15 protein-coding genes are annotated in these 20,233 nt (G+C 72.6%); 8 read left to right on the forward strand and 7 right to left on the reverse strand.

Annotated elements, in window-relative coordinates; all coding sequences use genetic code 11:
- Positions 1-46 precede the first annotated feature (46 nt).
- From H4687_RS05060 to H4687_RS05070, 3 genes are read left to right on the forward strand one after another with little or no spacing between them, the layout of a single operon-like run.
- Complete coding sequence (locus H4687_RS05060) at positions 47-1,711, forward strand: sugar ABC transporter ATP-binding protein (RefSeq protein ID WP_046916072.1); 1,665 nt, start codon at positions 47-49, stop codon at positions 1,709-1,711.
- Between the two features lie 2 nt (positions 1,712-1,713).
- Positions 1,714-2,754: an ABC transporter permease gene (locus tag H4687_RS05065; RefSeq protein ID WP_046916073.1), complete on the forward strand. Its 1,041-nt coding sequence runs from the start codon at positions 1,714-1,716 to the stop codon at positions 2,752-2,754.
- A gap of 22 nt (positions 2,755-2,776) precedes the next feature.
- Positions 2,777-3,478, forward strand: coding sequence for a FadR/GntR family transcriptional regulator (locus H4687_RS05070; protein WP_046916074.1), 702 nt, complete (start codon positions 2,777-2,779; stop codon positions 3,476-3,478).
- A gap of 38 nt (positions 3,479-3,516) precedes the next feature.
- On the opposite strand, the gene H4687_RS05075 is transcribed toward H4687_RS05070, so the two are convergent.
- The gene (locus tag H4687_RS05075) at positions 3,517-4,839 is read right to left on the reverse strand and encodes a phytase (protein WP_046916075.1); all 1,323 of its coding nucleotides are present in this window, start codon (positions 4,837-4,839) and stop codon (positions 3,517-3,519) included.
- A 145-nt stretch (positions 4,840-4,984) separates the two neighbouring features.
- The gene (locus H4687_RS05080) at positions 4,985-6,244 is read right to left on the reverse strand and encodes a DUF418 domain-containing protein (protein WP_046916076.1); all 1,260 of its coding nucleotides are present in this window, start codon (positions 6,242-6,244) and stop codon (positions 4,985-4,987) included.
- 190 nt (positions 6,245-6,434) lie between these two features.
- On the opposite strand from H4687_RS05080, the gene H4687_RS05085 reads away from it, so the two are divergent.
- Both H4687_RS05085 and H4687_RS05090 read left to right on the forward strand, forming a co-directional pair.
- The gene (locus tag H4687_RS05085) at positions 6,435-7,112 is read left to right on the forward strand and encodes a response regulator (protein ID WP_046916077.1); all 678 of its coding nucleotides are present in this window, start codon (positions 6,435-6,437) and stop codon (positions 7,110-7,112) included.
- Positions 7,109-8,230, forward strand: coding sequence for a sensor histidine kinase (locus H4687_RS05090; RefSeq protein WP_046916078.1), 1,122 nt, complete (start codon positions 7,109-7,111; stop codon positions 8,228-8,230). The genes H4687_RS05085 and H4687_RS05090 overlap by 4 nt, the downstream gene beginning before the upstream one ends.
- Before the next feature lie 39 nt (positions 8,231-8,269).
- On the opposite strand, the gene H4687_RS05095 is transcribed toward H4687_RS05090, so the two are convergent.
- From H4687_RS05095 to H4687_RS46210, 5 genes are all read right to left on the reverse strand, one after another.
- Complete coding sequence (locus H4687_RS05095) at positions 8,270-9,538, reverse strand: SGNH/GDSL hydrolase family protein (protein ID WP_078907646.1); 1,269 nt, start codon at positions 9,536-9,538, stop codon at positions 8,270-8,272.
- Positions 9,539-9,541: 3 nt separating this feature from the next.
- Positions 9,542-11,965: a glycosyl hydrolase family 95 catalytic domain-containing protein gene (locus H4687_RS05100; RefSeq protein ID WP_046916079.1), complete on the reverse strand. Its 2,424-nt coding sequence runs from the start codon at positions 11,963-11,965 to the stop codon at positions 9,542-9,544.
- Between the two features lie 26 nt (positions 11,966-11,991).
- A complete protein-coding gene (locus H4687_RS05105; protein ID WP_078907645.1) occupies positions 11,992-13,833 on the reverse strand; it encodes an alpha-galactosidase D in 1,842 nt (613 codons plus the stop codon).
- A gap of 130 nt (positions 13,834-13,963) precedes the next feature.
- Positions 13,964-15,151, reverse strand: a complete 1,188-nt coding sequence (locus tag H4687_RS05110; protein ID WP_046916080.1) for an ROK family transcriptional regulator — start codon at positions 15,149-15,151, stop codon at positions 13,964-13,966.
- Positions 15,152-15,715: 564 nt separating this feature from the next.
- On the reverse strand, positions 15,716-16,114 hold the full coding sequence (locus H4687_RS46210) for a response regulator transcription factor (RefSeq protein WP_046916081.1): 399 nt from the start codon (positions 16,112-16,114) through the stop codon (positions 15,716-15,718).
- A gap of 252 nt (positions 16,115-16,366) precedes the next feature.
- Between H4687_RS46210 and H4687_RS05120 the strand changes: the two genes are divergently transcribed.
- The 3 genes from H4687_RS05120 to H4687_RS05130 all read left to right on the forward strand — a co-directional run bounded on the left by H4687_RS05120 (position 16,367) and on the right by H4687_RS05130 (position 20,183).
- On the forward strand, positions 16,367-17,050 hold the full coding sequence (locus tag H4687_RS05120) for a response regulator (protein WP_046916086.1): 684 nt from the start codon (positions 16,367-16,369) through the stop codon (positions 17,048-17,050).
- A gap of 99 nt (positions 17,051-17,149) precedes the next feature.
- Positions 17,150-18,487 carry a sensor histidine kinase gene (locus H4687_RS05125; RefSeq protein ID WP_225966605.1) on the forward strand — a complete coding sequence of 446 codons (1,338 nt, stop codon included), beginning with the start codon at positions 17,150-17,152 and terminating at the stop codon, positions 18,485-18,487.
- A gap of 265 nt (positions 18,488-18,752) precedes the next feature.
- Positions 18,753-20,183, forward strand: coding sequence for a phytoene desaturase family protein (locus tag H4687_RS05130; protein ID WP_046916082.1), 1,431 nt, complete (start codon positions 18,753-18,755; stop codon positions 20,181-20,183).
- Positions 20,184-20,233 lie beyond the last annotated feature (50 nt).

A 20,233-nucleotide genomic window follows, 5' to 3' on the forward strand; every position in this document is an offset into this window, starting at 1 on the left:
TCCGCCCGCACCCCTCGCATCCCTCCCACGAAGGACGGTATCCACCATGGCGGACACCGCGACCGCCGCGGCGAACGGCGGCGGGCATCCCGCCGCCGGGAGTCCCGCCCCGGTGGCCGAGGCCACCGGCATCAGCAAGAGGTTCGGAGCCACCGTCGCGCTGCGCGACGCCCGGATCACCATCGCCCCCGGCGAGTCGCACGCGCTGGTCGGCCGCAACGGCGCCGGCAAGTCGACGCTGGTGTCCGTCCTGACCGGACTGCAGCCCGCCGACACCGGGACCCTGCGCTTCTCCGGCGAGGCGGCGCCCGCCGTCGGCGACATCGACGCCTGGCGCTCCAAGGTCGCCTGCGTGTACCAGAAGTCGACGATCATCCCCGACCTGACCGTCGCCGAGAACCTCTTCCTGAACCGGCAGAGCGACGGCGCGATGCGGCCCATCCGCTGGAAGCACCTGCGGTCGCGGGCCGAGGAGTTGCTCGCCGGATACGGCGTGGACGTGAAGGCCGACGCGCGGGCGAGGGATCTCACCGTCGAACAGCGGCAGTTCGTGGAGATCGCGCGGGCGCTGTCGTTCGGCGCGCGCTTCATCATCCTCGACGAACCGACCGCGAAGCTCGACGCCCGCGGCATCCACCGCCTCTTCGACAAGCTCCGTGACCTCCAGCGCCAGGGCGTCGCCTTCCTCTTCATCTCGCACCATCTGCAAGAGGTGTACGACCTCTGCACCACCGTCACCGTCTACCGCGACGCGGCCCACATCCTGACCGCGCCCGTCGCCGGACTCGGCCACCAGGCGCTGGTGGAGGCCATGACCGGGGAGAGCACCGTCACGGCGGCGGCAGCCGTAGAGAACCGCGCCCCGGTCCGGTCCGACGCACCCGCACTCCTCACCGTCGAGGGCCTCACCCTGCCCGGCGCCTGCGAGAACCTGTCGCTGTCGGTGCGCGCGGGCGAGGTGGTCGGTCTCGCCGGCGCCGCGGCCAGCGGCAACGTACGGGTCGGCGAGAGCGTCGCCGGGCTGCACCGCCCCGAGCAGGGCACGATCTGTGTCGGCGGGCGGCGGGTGCGCGGCGGCAGCGTGCCGTCGGCGCTCGCCGTCGGCGTCGGGCTGGTCCCGGAGGACCGGCATCTGCAGGGCCTGGTCAACAACCGCAGCGTGGCGGAGAACGCCACCCTCACCGTCACGGACCAGCTCGGCCCGTACGGCACGGTGCTGCCCGCCCGGACCAGGACCTTCGCCCAGCGCATGATCCGCGACCTCGACATCAAGACGCCGGGCGGGTCCACTCCCGTGTCGGCCCTGTCGGGCGGCAACCAGCAGAAGGTCGTCGTCGCCCGCGCCCTGGCCACCGACCCCCAGGTACTGGTCGCCATCCGCCCCACCAACGGGGTGGACGTCAAGTCCAAGGAGTTCCTGCTGCGCCGGATCCGGCAGGTCGCCGACGGGGGGAAGGCCGCGCTGATCGTCTCCGACGAGCTGGACGACCTGAAGGTCTGCGACCGGCTCGTGGTGATGTTCCACGGGCGGGCGGTCGCCGAGTTCGACCGCGGCTGGAAGGACGAGCACGTGGTCGCCGCCATGGAAGGCGTGGCCGGGCGCGTGGCGCCCTCCGCCGACGGCGCCACGGACCGGGCGCAGACGTCCGGCGCCGCTTCCGACGACCGGGCGGACGCCGCCCCGGACACCACCGAAGAGCACGGAAGGTAGTCATGTCCGCCACCACTGATGTCACCGACCCCGCCACGAGCACGGCGCGGGAGACCACCGGGGACACCCGCCGCGGGCTCGACCTCGGTCGCTTCCGTGAGCTGTCCCTGGTCCCGGCGATCCTCGTCCTCGGACTGATCGGGTTCATCGTCTCGCCGGCCTTCCTGACCGCCGACAACCTCATCGGCGTGGCCCAGCAGTCCACCGAGCTGAGCCTGCTGGTGCTGGCCACCGCCCTGATCCTGGTCTGCGGCCGGATGGACCTGTCCCTGGAGTCCACCATCGGCGTGGCGCCCGTCATCGCCGTCTGGCTGGTCCTGCCGACCAGCGGCGCCCGGTTCACCGGGCTCGGGCTGCTGCCCGAGTGGACGGCCGTACCGCTGTGTCTTCTGGTGGGCGTGGTGATCGGGGCCGTCAACGGGTTCCTGATCCTGAAGCTGCGCCTCAACGGGTTCATCGTCACCCTCGGCATGCTCACCATGCTGCGCGGTCTCCAGGTCGCCCTGTCCGAGGGCCAGTCCATCGTCGAGCTGCCCTCCTCCTTCACCTACCTGGGCAAGGCGTCCTGGCTCGGTGTGCCGGCCGCGATCTGGATCTGTGTGGTGCTGTTCGCCCTCGGCGGCAGCGCGCTGGCCTGGCTGCGGCACGGCCGGGCGCTGTACGCGATCGGCGGCAACGCGGAGGCGGCCCGCACCGCCGGTATCCGGGTGGACCGGATCGTGTGGGCGGTGCTGATCCTCGGCAGTGTGCTGGCCGCGTTCGCCGGCATCCTCTACAGCGGTCACTACGGCTCGATCTCCGCCACCCAGGGCAGCGGCTGGATCTTCCAGGTCTTCGCCGCGACCGTCATCGGCGGGGTGAGCCTCAACGGCGGCAAGGGCTCGGTGTTCGGCGCGCTCACCGGTGTGCTGACGCTCCAGCTCGTCGTCAACGTCATGACGCTGGCCGGTGTCCCGCCGCTGTGGAACCAGTTCCTCAACGGCGCGATCATCATCGTCGCACTGATCATCTCCCGCTTCGCCTCGGGCGAGAAGCAGGAGTAGGCCCGCAACAGAAAGGCCTCTCATGGCACTGACCGACGAGGCGATGGACAAGATCAAGGCGATGATCGTGGCCGGTGAGCTTGCGCCGGGCTCCCGCCTGCCCAAGGAGGAGATCCTCGCCGCCCAGCTCGGCCTGTCCCGCAGCTCGCTGCGGGAGGCGGTACGGGCCCTGACCGCGATGCGCATCCTCGTCACCCGGCAGGGCGACGGCACCTATGTGTCCAGCCTGGAGCCGCACCTGCTGCTGGAGACGCTCTCCTTCGCCTCGGACGTCTCCCAGGGGCGGACGGCCCTGCAACTGCTCCAGGTACGGCGGCTGCTGGAACCCCAGGCCACCGGGACGGCCGCCGCCCTGCTCTGCGCCGACGACCTCCGGGACCTCGGCACCATCCTGGAGAAGTCGCGGGCCGCCGCCACGGTCGAGGAGTTCGTCGGCCACGACATCGCCTTCCACCTGCGGATCGTGGAGGCGGTCGGCAACCCGGTGCTGTCCATGCTGCTCCGGGTGCTCTCCACCCGGACCCAGCGGGCCCGGATCGTCCGGGGCACCCGCACCGAGCGGGCCGTGGAGCACGCGCACCGGGAGCACGAGGAGATCCTGCGCGCCCTGCGGGCCCGTGACGCCGCCCTGGCGGTCTCCGCCGCGACGGTCCATGTCGCGGCCGTGGAGCAGTGGATGGCGGCCGGGCTCGACGAGGACCCCCTCGGCGCGATCGAGGACTGACCGCGCGGAGGGGCCAGGGGGGTGTCAGGATCCGGCGCTCACATGCCGGTGGCGTCCACCAGGTCACCTAGGTCGACGAACTTGAAGCCGGTGGACGTGCGGGTGCCGCCCTCCCCGTCCGGGACCGCGGGGGTCTCCTGGCCGTCCTGGACGACGAGGAGGCCGCGCGGATAGCGGTGGCCGAGCGGGGCGTTGAGGACGGCGGCGCCGTCGCACTCCTGCACCCCGTCGAGGGTGTCCGACGCGGCCCCGATCCGGAAGCCGCCCTCGTACCCGTTCCCTTCGCCCACCTCGCGGTCGTACAGGGCGAAGGTGTCGTCGCCCTGGCTGGAGGCGAGCAAGTGGCCGTCCCCGTGCCGTTCCTGATAGAGCGTCAGGCCCTCGACGTCGGCCGAGAGCCGCTTACCGCCGAAACCGGGGTCGGCACCCGGCACGCACTCCTCGCTCTCCTCGTCGTAGGTGCCGGGGACGCCGTACTCCCGGGTCCTGTCGACCAGGACCGGCCTGCCGGTGAGGTCGGCGCGCAGCCGCCAGATGCCGATGTCCTCCTGGCCGGCGTACAGGGTGCCCGTGGCGGGATCGACGGCCATGCCCTCCACCTGCGGAAGTTCCCCGGGCTCGCCGCAGGGGCTCCACGTCGTGCCGTCGGGCAGCCGGAAGGAGGAGGGCAGGTCGAGGGTGCGGATCCTGCGGTAGCCGACTGTGCCGTCGGCCGCCGGGAGGAGTTCGAGCAGGGCGAGGCGGGTGCGCTCACGGCGGCTGACCAGGGCGTAGGAGCGGCCGGTGGCCTTGTCCGTCCAGGTGGCGAGGCCGTACGCGGTGCGCTGGTCGTTGATCTCGGCCTGGTCGGCGGAGAACACGGGGGCGGCGTCCGGGTCGGTGATGTCGGTCAGCGGCCGCTTCGGGCGGGCGGGGTCGATGCGGTAGATCCGCAGCCGGTCGTTGCCCCGGTCGCTGACCACGGCCACGTCGGTCCGGCCCGCCGGGGTGCGCAGGCCGGTGACGAGGTCGACGTTGTTGTAGCGGCCGGGGGCGTCGTCCCGTGTCGGCGGCTTCGGCGCGGACAGCGACTGCACCGGGCGGGCGTCCAGGTCGTAGACGCGCAGCCCGCCCTCCTTCGCGGTGGCGACGACGAGACTGCGGCCGGGGTCGGCGGGGTTCCGCCAGATCGCCGGGTCGTCGGCGTCGGAGCTGCCGCCGGCCTCGTCGTCGTACAGCGCGGCCGACTCGCTCGTCGCGGTCACCGTCGGGAGCGCGGACCCACCCGCTCCCGCACCCGCGGGGGACGCCGCGAGCGTGACGGTCAGCGCGGTGACCGTGGCGAGGAGGGCGGCTCTTGCGGCAGTGCGGGGCTTTCTCACAGGCGTTCGCTTCCTTACCGTCGTGTGTGCCGTCGATGGCCGGGACACGCAGAGGGTGCGTGGAGAAGCTTGCGCGCAGGTGCACGTGACCTGTCCATGCCGAAGTCGTCGATCGGCCACGGTTCGGCCGAAGTTCGCCCGGTCCTCACCTCATGTGGCGCGCCGGGCGCGTGGCGAGGTGGAGGAGGTGCTCCAGGGGGCCACGGCGGAACCACCTGGTCCAGACGGTGGCGAGCAGCATCGCCACCGAAGCGTAGAGGAGGAGGTCGGCCAGGGCCGGTCCCGTCTCGTCCTTCATGCCGAACTCCCGGATGGCGAGGATGTGCAGCACGTACGCGGTCAGGGCCGTCATGCCGACCGCGCGTACGGGACCGGCGAGGCGGGTGAGGCGTGGCAGCCGGTCCGTGGCCGTCACACACGCCACCACCACGATCAGCGCGACACCGGTGTTGCCGAGAAGGGAGAAGGTCGTCTGGCTGTGCGGCGCGCCCACCAGGAGCCAGACCGCCGGGGTGCCGTCGACGAGGTCGCCGACGGTGTCGGACCACCAGGCCGAGGCGGCCGGACCCCCGTCGGTGGCGGCGGCGACGGTGGCCCGCGCGTGCGGGACGAGACGCAGGGCCAGCCAGGAGCCGCCGTGGCCGAGGAGAGCCAGCACGCCTGCGGTGACGGCCAGTCGGGTGCGGACCGTGCGCCGGGTGAGGTCGAGGCGGGCGACGGCCATACCGGCGAGCATGTACGACGCCCAGGTGAGCACGGGGTACGCACCCGTGAACAGCAGCTCGACGAACCCGTCCGTGTCGCTGATCCGGGCCAGCGGGTCGGCGGCGATGATCGCGTCCGCCCGGCTCCCCTGCTCGATCGACTGCCGGACCACGTACAGGACCTGGGGCAGGACGAGCGCGCCGGCGGCGGCGAGGAGTGCGAGGGTCCGGGCGCGCAGCCGGTACAGCGGGAGGATGACGAGGAAGGTCAGCCCGTAGAAGGCGAGGATCACGTCCACGTCGGTGTCGAGGGCGGTCAGGGCGAACCCCAGGGCGATCAGGGCCACGGACCGGATGACCATCCGCGTCACCGCCTGCCGCCCGGCGCGCCCGGTGCGCGGCTGGGGCCGACCGGTGATCAGTACGAGGGTGAAGCCGGCGAGCAGTGCGAACAGCGCGGAGGAACGGCCCCGCGCCAGCTCCATGACGAGGCCCAGCGGCCCGCCGGCCCCGGGGTCGGGGCCGACATGCGCGGCGAACATGCCGAGGACGGCGAGCCCCCGGGCCAGATCGACGCCGAGCAGCCGTCCGGTCGAGGGGCCCGGGGAGAGCCCGGCGGGACGGTCGGCGGCGCGCGGGGTGACGGCGGCCGGCGAAGTCACCGGCCGGGACGACAGGTGCGACGACGTCTCTGATGTCATGGCCTTCAGCGTCGGGGGCGCGAGGGGCGCGAACCCATCCGGCGGGCGGCTGGACGATTCCCGCCGACCGGCCGGGGTCACCCCCGCCAGGTGACCGGAAACCGGGAGAAAAGGGAACCCGGCGGCGGTCCCGGACGTCGTAGGTGTTCGGGACAGCTCCAGAGGTGGTCCGACGGCGAGCGGAGCACGGGTGATCCGGGTACTGGTGGTCGACGACGAAGCCCTCATCCGCACGGGCTTCGAGCACATCCTCAACTCCGCGGACGACATCGACGTGGTGGCGGCGGTCCCCGGCGGCCGCGCGGTCCACGCCGTACGGGAACTGCGCCCCGAGGTCGTCCTGCTGGACATCCGGATGCCGGACGTGGACGGGCTCACCGTCCTCGCCGAACTCCGCGGACTCCCCCGCCCTCCCGTGGTGGCCATGCTCACCACCTTCGACATGGACGAGTACGTGGCCGCCGCCCTGCGCTCGGGGGCCGCGGGATTCCTCCTCAAGGACACCGACCCGGAACAACTGCCGTATCTCGTACGCACCTTGGCGGCGGGCGGGGTCGTGCTGTCGTCGCGGGTGACCCGCACCGTCGTCGACGGCTATCTGGACAACGGTCCCCGGCAGGCCGCCGTCCGGCTCGTCGGGCGGCTCACCGCACGCGAGCGGGCCGTGCTCGTCCTCATCACCGAGGGGCTGTCCAACACCGACATCGGTGACCGGCTGCATCTGAGCACCGGGACGGTCAAGGACCATGTGAGCGCGCTGCTCACCAAGCTGGAGGTGGGCAGCCGGGTGCAGGCGGCGCTGCTGGCCGAGCGCTCCGGTCTGCTCAGGCCGTCGCGTCCCGTCGGTGACGAGGGGGTCGGCGGATGAGGCGCCCCGCCCGCATCCCGCACGGGCCCGCCATGGACGCGGTGCTCGTCGCCGCCTCGCTGCTGGACGTGTGGATCCACGACGTGGGCCCCCATCATCCCCGGGAGCTGGCCGCCGCCCTGCTCGCGCCCCTGGCGCTGCCCCTGCGCCGCAGGCTGCCGCTGCCGACCTTCCTGCTCACCCTGCCGACGGCCCTGTTCACCGACGCGGTGTTCGCCACGCTGGTGGCGCTGTACACCCTCGCCTCGCGCACCCATCACCGGGTGCTGCTGGCCGTGTGCGCGCTGGCGTTCACCGTATGCGACCTCACCTGGTGGTCGTGGCCGTCACCGGAGTTCACCGACCTCGACGACCGCCAGGCACTGATCCCCCTGTCCTACAGCGTGGCCCAGGCGACCGCGCCCCTCTTCCTCGGGCAGCTCGTCCAGGCCCGCCGGCAGCTGTCCCTGCGGCTCGTCGAGGTCTCCGAGGCGCGTGAGCACGAGCGGCTGCTGATCGCGCAGAGCGTCCTGGCGAAGGAACGCGCCCAGCTCGCCCGCGAGATGCACGACGCGGTCTCCCACCAGGTCAGCCTGATCGCCGTGCGCGCCGGAGCCCTCCAGGTCGGCAGCCGGGACCCGGAGGCGAAGGAGGCCGCGGCCACGATCCGGCGGCTCGGCGTGCAGACCCTGGACGAACTGCGGCACATGGTCGGCGTGCTGCGCGCCTCCGGCAGCCGTCCCACCGAACTGACCCCGCAGCCCTCCCTCGCCGACCTCGACCGGCTCGTCTCCGGCAGCGGCATCGACACCGACCTGCGGACGGACCTGCCCGACCACCTCCCGCCGCCCGTGCAGCGTGCCCTCTACCGCACCGTCCAGGAGGCCCTCACCAACATCCGCAAGCACGCCCCCGGCGCCACGGCCACCGTCCGCCTCGTCCAACGGGACGGCGCCCTGCACGCCACCGTCACCAACACCGCGCCCCGCCGCCCGGCCCTCTCCCTGCCGGGCGCCCACCACGGCCTGATCGGCCTGCGCCAGCGAGCCGAACTCCTCGGCGGCACGGTCACGTCCAGGCATCTGCGGGACGGGGGCTACGAACTGCGGCTGGAGCTGCCCATGGACGGAACACGCTGAACCGCCCCCGGGCCGGCCGCGTCCGGCGCCTCGTCGTGTTCAGCCGGGGCCGCGGTCGCAGGAGAGGCTGTCGATCCGTACCGCGTCGGCCATCGCCCGCATACCGGTGTCGTTGGGGTGCAGGTGATCGCCGTTGTCGAAGAACGGCAGGATGCGCTCGTGGTCGTAGGGGCTGCGCAGGACGCGGTCGAAGTCCGCCACGGCGTCGAACGCGCCGCCGTCGCGGACGAAGGCGTTGACCTCCTGCCGTACCGCCTCAGCCGGCGCGTCCCACTCGTACCAGCCCTTGAACGGCCCCACCGTCGCCCCGACGACGCACAGACCGGCCGCGTGCGCGCGGTCGATGATGCGGCGGTAGCCGTCGACCAGCTCCCCGGCCGTGACACCGGTGTGGGCCTTGATGTCGTTGACGCCCTCGAAGAGGAGGACCGTGCGGACGCCGGGCTGGGAGAGCACGTCCCGGTCGAGCCGGTTGAGGGCGCTCTGCCCGAGTCCGTCGGCGAGGACCTTGTTGCCGGAGATCCCCTCGTTGGCCACACCCTTGACGTCCGTGCCGGGATCGGCCGCGAGACGGCGGGCCAGATAGTCGGGCCAGCGGCGGTTCCTGTCGGCGGTGGACTGCCAGCCGTCGGTGATGGAGTCGCCCAGGGCGACGACCGCGCCGAACTCCGGGTCGGTCCGTACGGTGACGGCGTCCAGGGAGAACCAGGAGCCGGTGGTACCGGTCCAGTTGTCCGCGCCCTCCTCCGCCACGTGGTCGCCCTCGGCGGTGTACGAGGTCTGCATGGCCATGCCGTGCCCCGTCGCCGGGCCGCCGCCCTCGGACACGTACAGGCTGACCACCAGCGCGGTCGCGGCCGGCAGCCGTCCGGGCAGCGGATCGCTGAGCACACTCCCGCCGGCGGGTACGATCACGGACCGCTCGCCGCCGAACGTCAGCCGCCGGTTGCTGCCCGGCACCAGGGCGGCCCCCTCCTTCTGCACGCCCGCGTACCCCCGCCCGAAGGTCAGGGGCCGGTCGCCGAAGGCGTTGGAGAGGCGGACGCGCGCACCGGTCCCCCCGGCGCTGGTCCGCACGACGAGCCGGTGACTGCGGTCCGGCACCGTCTCGCCCGTGCGGTCGGCGCTCGCGCCCCAGGTGACGACCTCGTGCGCCGCCGTCGCAGCCCCGGCGCCCGGCGCGGCGGTGACCGCCGGGGCGGGGGCCGCCGTCGCGGGCGCGATGAACACCAGCGCGGCGGCGACCGGCGCGAGGAGTGGTAGGGCGAGTCGGCGCGCCGTCAGTCGTGTTCCGTCGTGTCGGAGCATCGTTCACCGCCCCAGGTCGCGCAGGGTCACGGACCGGCCGGGCGTCAGGGTGATCTTCCGGGTCCGTTCCCCGAACGCCACCGTGGTCGTGCGGCCGCCGACGCTCGTCACCGTGACCTCGGTGGGCCTGCCGTTCCGCCAGCGCAGGTCCACGGTGAAGCCGCCGCGCACGCCCACGCCCGTGATCGACCCGGACGCGGCCCAGGCGTCGGGCAGTGCGGGCAGCAGCTGGAGACGACCGGGCCGGGAGTACACCAGCATCTCGATCATCGCGGCGGGCGTACCGAAGTTGCCGTCGATCTGGAAGATGCCCCGGCCCCGCTCGACCTCGTAGATGTCGAACAGGTTGGGCGCGGTGCCGTTGGCGCCGCCGGTGGAGGGCCGCAGGTTGTTCACGATCAGCCGGTAGGCGTTCTCGGCGTCCTTGAGTCGGGCCCAGCACAGGGCGCGCCAGGCGTTGGCCCAGCCGAAGCTCTCCATGCCGCGCGCGGTGAGCAGCGCGGTCGCGCCCTCGACGATCGCCTCGGGGGTGGAGCCGTCGGGGCGGATGCGGTCACCGGGGAACAGCTGGACGAGGGGCGAGAGATGCCGGTGGGTGGTCTCCCCCAGGTTGTCGGGCGACATCCATTCCTCCAGCCAGCCGGTCTTCGCGCTCACCCCCGGGAGGTGGAGCCGTTCCTGCAGTCCGGTGACGGTCCGGGCGTAGGCGGCGTCCCTGCCCAGCACCTCGCACGCCGTGCGGTAGTTGTCGAAGAGGGCCCACACGAGTTCCTGGGCGTAGGTGATGCCTCGGGCGTCGAGCGGACCGTGCTCGGGCGACCAGTCGCTGTCGGCGACGAGGACGTCCCGCTTCTCTCCGGTGACCGGGTCCGTGACGGTGGTCGTCAGCAGCCTGGCCTCCCAGAACTCGCAGGCCCCCTTGAGCATCGGAATGATCCGGGCGAGGTGGGTGCGGTCCTGGGTGAACTCGTAGTGTTCGTAGAGGGAGTTGCACAGCCATGCGTTGCCCGCCGGGTGCCACCACCAGCCCATGCCGCCGTGGATGTTGGTGGAGATGGCCACCGTCCAGCCCGCGAGCTTCCCGGTGGAGTTGCGGTAGCGGTTGCGGGGGTCGTTGAAACGGGTGCGGGTGAGTTCGGTCCACGAGGGCAGCTGGGCGAGGCAGTAGTCGGTGAACGCGTCGAAGCAGTCGGAGAGGGCGGCGCGGTCGGCCATCCAGTAGTTCATCTGGAGGTTGATGTCGGTGTGGTAGTCGCCCATCCAGTCCGGGTCGTTGCCGTCGAGCCACAGGCCCTGGAGGTTCAGCGGCAGGCTGCCGCGCGAGCCGGCGATCATGAGGTAGCGGCCGAACTGCAGGTAGGCCGCTTCGAGTTCGGGATCGGGCGTGGCGTCCGTGTGCCGTGCCCCGACCCGCTCCCAGGTGTCCATGCCGCGCTGCAGAGGGCTGGAGGTGCCGAGCGACACGTGCATGCTCTCGAACAGCGCGCGGTGGTCGGCGACATGGGTGTGCAGCAGGGTGGTCGCGGAGTGCGCGGCGGCGTCGAGGACCTTGTCGCGGGCGAGGCCGCGCGGGTCGAGCGCCGGGGCGCGGTAGTCGGTGGCCGGGTCGGGCGCGTAGTTCGTGCCGCCGGCGACGACGACCGTCAGGCTCCGGCAGTTCCGGAAGGAGATCCGCGCCCCCTCCACGGCGACGGTCCCGCCACTGCCGTACGCGGTGACGGCCGCCCCGTACCGCAGCCCGTTGGCGAACTCGGCACCGAAGGAGGCGTACCGGCCCGCGCGCGTGCCCGTGGTGGTCTCGCCGTGGGTGCCGTCCAGGGCGATGGCGCCGGTGTAGCGGCCACCGCCGTCCTGGGTGAGGTGCAGGACGATCACGTCGTCGGGCGCGCTGGCGAACACCCGTCTTCGGTACGTCACTCCCGAGCGCACGTAGGAGGCGGTGACCAGGCCCTGGCGGAGGTCGAGGGCGCGCCGGTAGCCGGAGACGGCCGAGAGGTCGTGGTCGGGGATGTCGACGGTCAGCTTGCCCAGCAGCGTGAACGACCCGAAGTCGTCCCGCCCGTAGGGGAATTGACCGTCGCCGTCCAGGGTCGGGTTGCGGCCTCCGGTCCATAGGGTGGCGTCGGTGAGGAACAGCCGCTCCCGGCCGGGGTCGTTGCCCACGAGCGCCCCGAGGCGGCCGTTGCCGACCGGGAGGCCCTGGGTGATCATCGAGCGGTCGTCGGCGGGGGCCCGCCACCGGAGTTCGGTGGCGGCACCCTCGCCGTCCGCCAGCATCGGGGAGCCGGCGGGTCGCGCGGGCGCGGCGGAGGCGGTGAAGGCGGGCAGCCCGCCGAGCGCGGCGACGGCTCCGCCGACGGCGGCGAGGGACAGCAGGCCGCGTCTGGTGGGGAGGGACCGCGGCGAATCGGGGCGTGGGGTGTCCATGGATGCGCTCCCTTGCGAGTCGGGCGTCAGGACAGGTTCGGTACGTCGATCCGGTCGATGTCCGGGGCGTAGCCGTCGCCGCTGTCGAAGGTGATCGTGTTGGTGCCGGCCTTCAGGGTGAGCGGCACGCTCACCGTCTCGACGGTGCCCCAGTCACCTGTGGAGGGGAACTTGTGGCCGGTGGCGTTGCCGCCGTTGGCGGAGATCCGCACGGACCGCGCGTCGCCGCTGACGTAGGCGATGCCGACGACGTACCGTCCGGCCTTCGCGACCTTGACGCCGTTCACGGTGAGCTTGCCGCCGAGGTAGAGGTTGCCGACCTTGCGGTCTCCGGAGCAGGTGCCGCAGCCGGCCACCGAGGCGTTGCCGGCGAGGGTGTTGCCGGCCGCCTCGGCCTCGTAGGCCGTCTTCGCCCCGGCCGGGCCCTGCGGTGTGACGGTGAACAGGCGCGAGCCGTGTGCGGGCAGCGCCTGCGTGATCCTGTCGCGGTGGGTGCCGAGGTTCTCGCGGTTCCACAGGTCGCGGACCTTCGCCTTGCCGGAGAAGCCGAGGGCGGACCAGTCGGCGGTGACGGACGCGGGTGCCTCGCCGAGGTTGAACAGGGCGACCGTGAAGCCGCCGTCGGGGTTCTTCGCCGCCCAGACCTGCTGGTCGTCGGAGGGGGTGACGGGCCTGGCGGGCGGGGTGGCGCCCTGGTTGACGGCGATGACCTCCTTGTTGGTGAGCAGGGAGAGGCCGTAGGAGTCCAGGCGCGTCAGGTCGTCCCCGGTGTAGAGCGGGGTCTTGGCGATGGCCCACAGCGTGGCGTAGCTCTGCCGTTCGGCCTGGGTGAGTCCGTCCATCTCGCCGTTGCCGACGTTGAGGGAGTCCAGGTCGTTCCAGCCGCCGGGACCGGCGTGGCGGGTCCAGGCGGGGGTGTCGTCCCAGCGGTCCTCGACGGAGTTCTCCCAGGTGACCAGGGTGTTGCAGTAGCACTCGACGTCGGTGTCGATGCGCCAGCCGTGGGAGTACCGCTTCCAGTCGGCGACATGGCCGCGGTCGAGGGACCAGGACAGTTCGAGGTGGATCGGCCGGCCGGCGGCCGCGATGGCCTTCTGCCAGGCGGCGACGTCGGCGACGTTGTCGTAGTTCTCCCCGCTCTTGAACGAGCCGGGTCCGACCCCGTCCAGCTTGAGGAAGTCGTAGCCCCAGTCGGCGAACAGCCTGGCCTGGGAGTCGATGTACTTCTGCGCGCAGGGCCGGGAGAAATCGATCTTGTACGCGCTGTCCCAGCCGTTGGTGGTGCGCAGATCGCCGTACACGATGTCACCGGTCGAGCAGTCCTCGGCGCCCCAGAGGGGCACCTCCCCCTTGCCGTACGCCTCCTTCTCCAGCCCGACCGGCAGATAGATGCCGGCCTTCAGCCCCTTGGCGTGCAGGTCGTCGGCGACGGCCTTCATCCCGCGCGGGAAGCGCCCGGGATCGGCGGCCTGTCTGCCGTACCCGTCGAAGCGGGGCTTCCAGTCCATGTCCCGCCACCAGCCGGCGTCGACGTTGACGTACTCGTAGCCGTACCGCTTCAGCTTGGCGGCGAGCGCGTCGGCCTGCTTCAGGACGTTCTTCTCGGTGAGATAGCTGTAGTCCCCGTCGGGGTTGAGCCCCGGGTACTTGGAGGACTGCATGCTCCAACTCGTCCAGCCCATGTACGGCTTGGCCGCGAGCTCCGACGACACGGCGTCCGCGGCCGGGGTGGCGGCAGCCGGGGAGTCGGCGGCCGTGGCGGCGGGGGCGAGTCCCGTGAGGCCGGCGGTCAGGGTGAGGGCGAACAGGGTGCCGCTGGTACGACGGGCACGGTGGGCATGGCGGGCACGGCGTGGGGACAACCGCATGGGCGCTACCTCCGGGTCGGTGAAGGCCTCTGCCGGGTTACGGCACAGAGAGAATGGGTGGCGTGCTCATGACATGAAGGAAGAGGTGAGGGTCGGACCTCCGCCCTCCGCGCGACGCGGCCGCGCGGCGTCACCCCTGCTCCTTGGGCGGGTCCGAGCGGATGAAGGACCGGATGGCGGTGGCCGCCGCCCCGCGCGCCCACTCCTCGAAGGGCAGCGGGTGCGTCCTGAGGTCGCAGCGGGCGGCGGTGCCGAAGGCAGAGACGGCGAAGGCCTCCTTGATGTGTTCGGCGAACAGGTCGTAGGCGGCGAGCCCCTCGCCGGAGATGATCACCCGTTCGGGTCCGAGCAGATTGACCACGGACCCGATGGCCCGTCCGATGACCGCGCCCGCGCGGGCGTACACCTCCCGGGCCCCGGGGTCGCCGCGATGGGCGAGGTCGAGCGCCTCGGCCGCGTCCGCCACGTCCCTGCCCGTCGCCGCCCGTACGTCACGCACGATCGCCGACTCGGAGGCGACGGCCTCCACGCAGCCCCGGTTGCCGCAGTGGCAGCGCGGGCCCGCCGGGTCGAGGGACAGATGGCCGATCTCACCGGCCACACCGTGCGCGCCGGAGACGACCCGGCCGCCCACGACGAGACCGCATCCGATGCCGGCACCCACCGTCACCAGGGCGAAATCGGACAGGCCCACGCCCGCGCCGAACCACTGCTCGGCTCCGGTGAGGGCGCGGACGTCGTTGTCGACGGTGACCGGCAGACCGGTGGTCATCGCGGCGAGGTGGGCGAGGGGGACGTCCCGCCACTCCAGGAACGGGGAGTACCGCACCATGCCCTCGGCGGCGTCCACATCGCCGGAGACGGCGATCCCCACCCCCCTGACCGCCACCCCGAACTCCTGCGCCCTGGTGCGCAGTTCGAGGATCAGATCACTCAGGGTGGCGAGCACGCCCGCGGGCCGCCGGTCGCCGAGGGGTGCGTGCCGGGCGACCCTGACGCGGCAGCACAGATCGGTCAGTACGGCGATGATCTCGTCGCCCGTCACCTTGACCCCGATGAACAGCGCGCGACCGCCGTCGACCCGCACCGGGTTGGCGGGCCGGCCGAGCACCGGCCTCGGCTCCCCGTCGGCCTCCTCCACCAGGTAACCCGTCTCGATCAGCGGCCGGACGGCCTTGGTCACCGCGGCCGGTGACAGGGCGGCCCGCCGCGCGATCTCCGCCCGGGTGAGCGGGCCGTGGGAGAGCACGACGGTGAAGACCTGGGCAGCGGCCGGCGTCTGGGCCGGGAACGCCTCCGAGAACGGGGTCGGACGCATGCCGGGAACGTACGGGTAGTTATTTTCCGCTGTCAATAAAAGAAGCAGGATTGCCGTGATCGCGGAGGTGCCGCCCGACGAGGGACAGCCGCGAGCGGGTTCGGCGCGTGCGGGTGGCGATGCGGTCCACCGCGCCGCTACGGCTCACGGTGCCGCTCGCGGTGCGGGGACCGGCATGCCGCCGTAGGTCCAGCAGATCGTCCTGATGACGACCTGCCGAGGCTCTGCCGCACATCGCGCTGATGACGGCCTTCGGACGCCGGGCACGGAGCGAGCAGCCCGAGGCATGCGTCCGCGAGGTCCCCTGGCGCCTACGCGACGGAGGTCATCCGGTGGCGGCCGAGCGGAACCGCGCCGGGACGGCGGCGGTGCCCGTACTGCCCGGGTCCGCCGGGGAGGTGGGCCGCGGGTCGGACACACAGCCCCGGACGGCGGCCGGACGGCGGCCGAACGGCGGGAAAACCGTCCCCTGTTGCCACGCGCCGGCGGCTGACGCGCACGTCCGGTGGGCCGGAGCGACGCCTCGCCCCGGCCCACCGACGCAACCCGACGCAACCCGACGCACTACGCGATGCCGACGGGCCGACCCCGCACTCCGCTCCGTCCGGTCAAGTGGAACGTTTCGTCCAGTCGATCGAGTCGGTCCGGCCGCCCTGGACGACCGGAACGGTCCGCCAGGTCCGCCCGGTCCATCCTGTCCGTCCGGTCGACCCGTTCACCGTGGTCGGCCCTCTCCACCCGGTCCGTCCGCAGCGCCAGGATTCCCGCGCGCAAGGCCGTGACGATGAGATGCGTGCGGTTCTTCGCGCACAACTTCTCCCGGATGCTGCGCATATGGGCCGCCACCGTGCGGGGTGAGATCGACAGCCGCCGGGACATGTCCGCGTCCGACATGCCATGGGCCGCCAGAAGGAGGATCTCCAGTTCCCGGGCGCTGAGCCGGCCGTCGCTGTCCACTGCCATGGGGTGCCTGCCTTGGTTCGGAGGGGGTCGGGGACCCGTGGGTCGTCCGCCTGGTGCGCTGTGACTCTTTCGTGACAACCAGTCCCCGGGCATCGACCGTTCGACCGATACCCGGCAGTAGTCATCGGCCGATCGGCCCGGTCCTCCCGCTCGGGCACATCTTTCGCCGGGAAAGCGGCAACCGCCCGATTCGGGACGGCAGTCGGACCGGCGGCTTCCCCCGACAGCCGGATCGGTCCCGTGATCCATGGCATGCTCGGCCGTGTGAGCGACACCCCCACACGCGTGCTGATCGCCGACGATCAGGACCTGGTCCGGACCGGCTTCCGTCTCATCCTGGACGCCCAGCAAGGCATCGAGGTGGTCGGGGAGGCCGCCGACGGGCTCGCGTGCGTGGAGCTGGCGCGCGTGCTGCGGCCGGACGTGTGCCTGGTGGACGTCCGGATGCCGAAGCTGGACGGACTGGAGGTGACCCGGCTGCTCGCCGGGCCCGGGGCGACGCACCCGACGCAGGTCGTGGTGGTCACCAGCTTCGACCAGGACGACTACCTCGACGTGGCGCTGCGCAACGGCGCGTGCGGATTCCTGCTGAAGGACGCCGCGCCCGCGTTGCTGATCGAGGCGGTACGGGCGGCGGCGCGGGGCGACGCGCTGGTCTCCCCCGGCGTCACGGTCCGGCTGCTGCGGCTGCTGGAGGAGCGGACGTCGGCCGACACTGGTGGGGTGCCCGAATCCGCGCTCAGCGCACGGGAGTTGGAGGTCGCCCGGCTGGTCGCGGTGGGCCGCACCAACCAGGAGATCAGCGACGAGCTGTGCCTGTCCCTGTCCACGGTGAAGACGCACCTGGGCCACATCCACCACAAGCTGGGCGTACGCAACCGGGTCGAGGTGGCCGCGTGGGCCTGGGCCAACGGGACGGTGCGGACGGAGCGTTGAGGGAGCTGCCGTGAGGCTTGCGTGGATGATCTGTGTCCCTCCCCACAGATGGATACTCCGTCTGCCAGGCGGGCATGTGCATGCCTAGCCTCCGGTGGCATGACCACCTCGTCACTCGCGGCACTTTCGGCCCAGGCGACCCAGCCACACCTCGGACCGCCCCGGTTACCCGTGCGACAGCTGAAGCACCGTGCCCTGTACCCGGCTCTGGGGGTGCTGTGGATCCTTGACATCGCCGTCATAGGGTCGCATCAGCGCGGCCCCGTCGACTGGCTTCCGCTGGTGACCGGCCCCGTCGCCCTGGCGCTGGTGGTCGTACCGGCACCGCGGCTGAGCACCGAGTGGCGGGCGGGGATCTGCGCGGCCGCCTCCACCGCGGTGACGCTGGGCACCTCCCTGATGGGATCGGACCTGCCCGCGTGGGGGCTGCTGGAGACCGCGTGCATGCTGGTCCTGCTGATCCGCATCTGCCGCAACGTCCGCCGCCCCCGCATCGCCCTCGCCCTGGCCGCCGCGCTGGGGGCCAGCATCATCGACGAGCCCCTGCGCACCGGGGGCACGGGCATCACCCTGACCTATCCCTTCCTGCTGACGTTCGCGGTCGGCGGCGCCGTCGGAGCCGGGTGCTATCTGCGCACGCTGGACGCCCGGCGGCGCCGTACGATCTCCGCCGTACGGCTCGCCGAGCGCATCCAACTCGCCAGGGAACTGCACGACTTCGTCGCCCACCACGTGACGGGCATCATCGCCCAGGCCCACGCCGCCGGCGTGATCCACGAGAGCGCGCCCCAGCAGGTCGGCCCCATCCTGGGCAACATCGCCGAGGCCGGGCAGCGGACCATGGACTCCATGCGCCGGCTGATCAGTGTGCTGCGCGAGGACGGCGAGCAGGGCTCCATCGAGTCCCCCGAGGCTCCGTACGCCGAACTCGCCAAGCTGGTCTCGGCCTTCGGCGGCCAGGGTGACGGATCCTCAGCCCAGCTGGAGGTCACCGGAGTCGCCCGCAGGAGCACGCTGCTGCCCGAGGTGGGCTGCGCGGTCCATCGCGTGGTGCAGGAGGCCCTGACCAACGTACGACGGCACGCGCCGGGCACCAAGGCGACCGTGCGCGTCCAGCGCACCCGTGGCGACCTGCTCCGGGTCGACGTGTACAACGCCGGGCCCGAGCGGCGGGTCTCCCGCCCCACCGGAGGCCGTGGCGGCTACGGCCTGATCGGCCTTCGGGAGCGGGCCGAGGCCGTCGGCGGCTCCCTGACGGCGGGACCGGCCGACGACGGCGGCTGGTGGCTCATCGCCCATTTCCCCGTCCTCACGGACGCCCCGCCCCCGGATACGGAGAAGTCCGCCACGGCGGCGTCCCGGCGGCCCGCCGGACGCCATGCCAAGCCGAACGCGCATACGGAACCCGAGCCGGACATGAGTTGGGACGCGGGGTAGGCGGTCCGGGAGGCCCCGGAGACGTGAAGGAACGTGGATTAGGCAATTCTGCGCATCGCGCCGGGACGGCGGACGCATTAATGTCGGAGAGCCAAAGGCGCCGGGACGGCCTCATCTCGTCCCGCAGAGTGGTGAACCGGCCCGGACCGGGCCCTTTCGAGGGCCCGTTCCGTCTTTTGTCGCCCGCCATTTCGCGCGTCGGCGGACCGGTGTCCACCGTCGGGAAATCGCAGGAAAAACGGAACGCAGAAGACGCGGGAGACATATGACTACGGCCGTCGTGGTGGGCAGCGGTCCGAACGGTCTCGCGGCCGCCGTGTACCTCGCCCGGGAGGGCGTCGAGGTCACCGTCCTGGAGGCCGCCGACACCATCGGCGGCGGCACCCGCACCAGCGAGCTGACCCCGGGCCTCCTGCACGACCACTGCTCCGCCACCCACCCGATGGCGGTCGGCTCGCCGTTCCTGCGGAGCCTCGACCTCGGGCGCCACGGGCTGACCTGGCGTCTGCCGGACATCGACTGCGCGCACCCGCTGGACTCCGGGGAGGCCGGTGTCCTGCGCCGGTCGGTCCAGGAGACGGCCGACGGCCTCGGCGGTGTCGACGGCCGCCGCTGGCGCCGGGTGTTCGGGCCTCTCGCGCAAGGCTTCGACGCGCTCGCCGAGGACCTCATGCGACCGCTGACGCATGTGCCGCGCCACCCACTGCGCCTGGCGGCCTTCGGGCCGCAGGCACTGCTGCCCGCCGCCGCCCTGGGCCGGCTGTGGCGGTCGCCGGCCGCCCGGGCCCTCTTCGGCGGCGTGGCCGCGCACGCCTTCCGCCCGTTCCACCGGCCGGCCACCGCCGCCGTCGGGCTGACGATCATCGCCGCGGGCCATCGGCACGGCTGGCCGGTGGCGGCGGGCGGCTCCCGGGCGATCAGCGACGCGCTGGCGGCGCAGCTCGCGGAGTTCGGCGGCCGGATCGAGACCGGCGTGCGGGTGTGCACCCCGGCCGATCTGCCACGGGCGGACCTGGTGCTGTTCGACCTCGCCCCCCGTGCGGTCGCCGACATCCTGGGCGACCGGCTGCCGGGGCGCGTCGCGCGGGCCTACCGCCGCTTCCGCCACGGGCCCGGCGCCTTCAAGGCCGACTTCGCGGTCGAGGGCGGCGTCCCGTGGACCAACGAGGCGGCCCGCCGGGCGGGCACCGTCCACCTCGGCGGGACGTTCGAGGAGGTCGCCCACACCGAGCGGCTGATCCACGCCGGACGCATGCCGGAGCGGCCCTTCGTCCTCGTCGGCCAGCAGTACCTGGCCGATCCGAGCCGCTCGAAGGGCGACCTCCACCCGGTGTGGACCTACGCCCACGTCCCGCACGGCTACGACGGAGACGCGAGCGAGGCGATCATCGGACAGATCGAACGGTTCGCCCCGGGGTTCCGCGAGCGTGTCCTCGACATGGCCGTCCGCCCGCCGGCCGCGTTCGAGGCGTACAACCCCAACTACGTCGGCGGGGACATCGTCACAGGGGCGAACACCGCCCTCCAGCTGGCTATGCGCCCCCGGGTGGCGCTCGACCCGTACCGCACCGGAGTCCCCGGAATGTACATCTGCTCCGCCGCGTCGCCACCGGGCGCCGGCGCCCACGGGATGTGCGGCGCGAACGCCGCCGCGTCGGCGCTGCGTCACCTCGGGCGACGACGCGGCGGCGGATGAGCCGGAAAGCAGCCGCGCCTCGCACCAGCCTCCGGAAAAAAGGCCTGGAC

It is taken from the genome of Streptomyces stelliscabiei (assembly GCF_014873495.1).
Taxonomy (GTDB): domain Bacteria; phylum Actinomycetota; class Actinomycetes; order Streptomycetales; family Streptomycetaceae; genus Streptomyces; species Streptomyces bottropensis.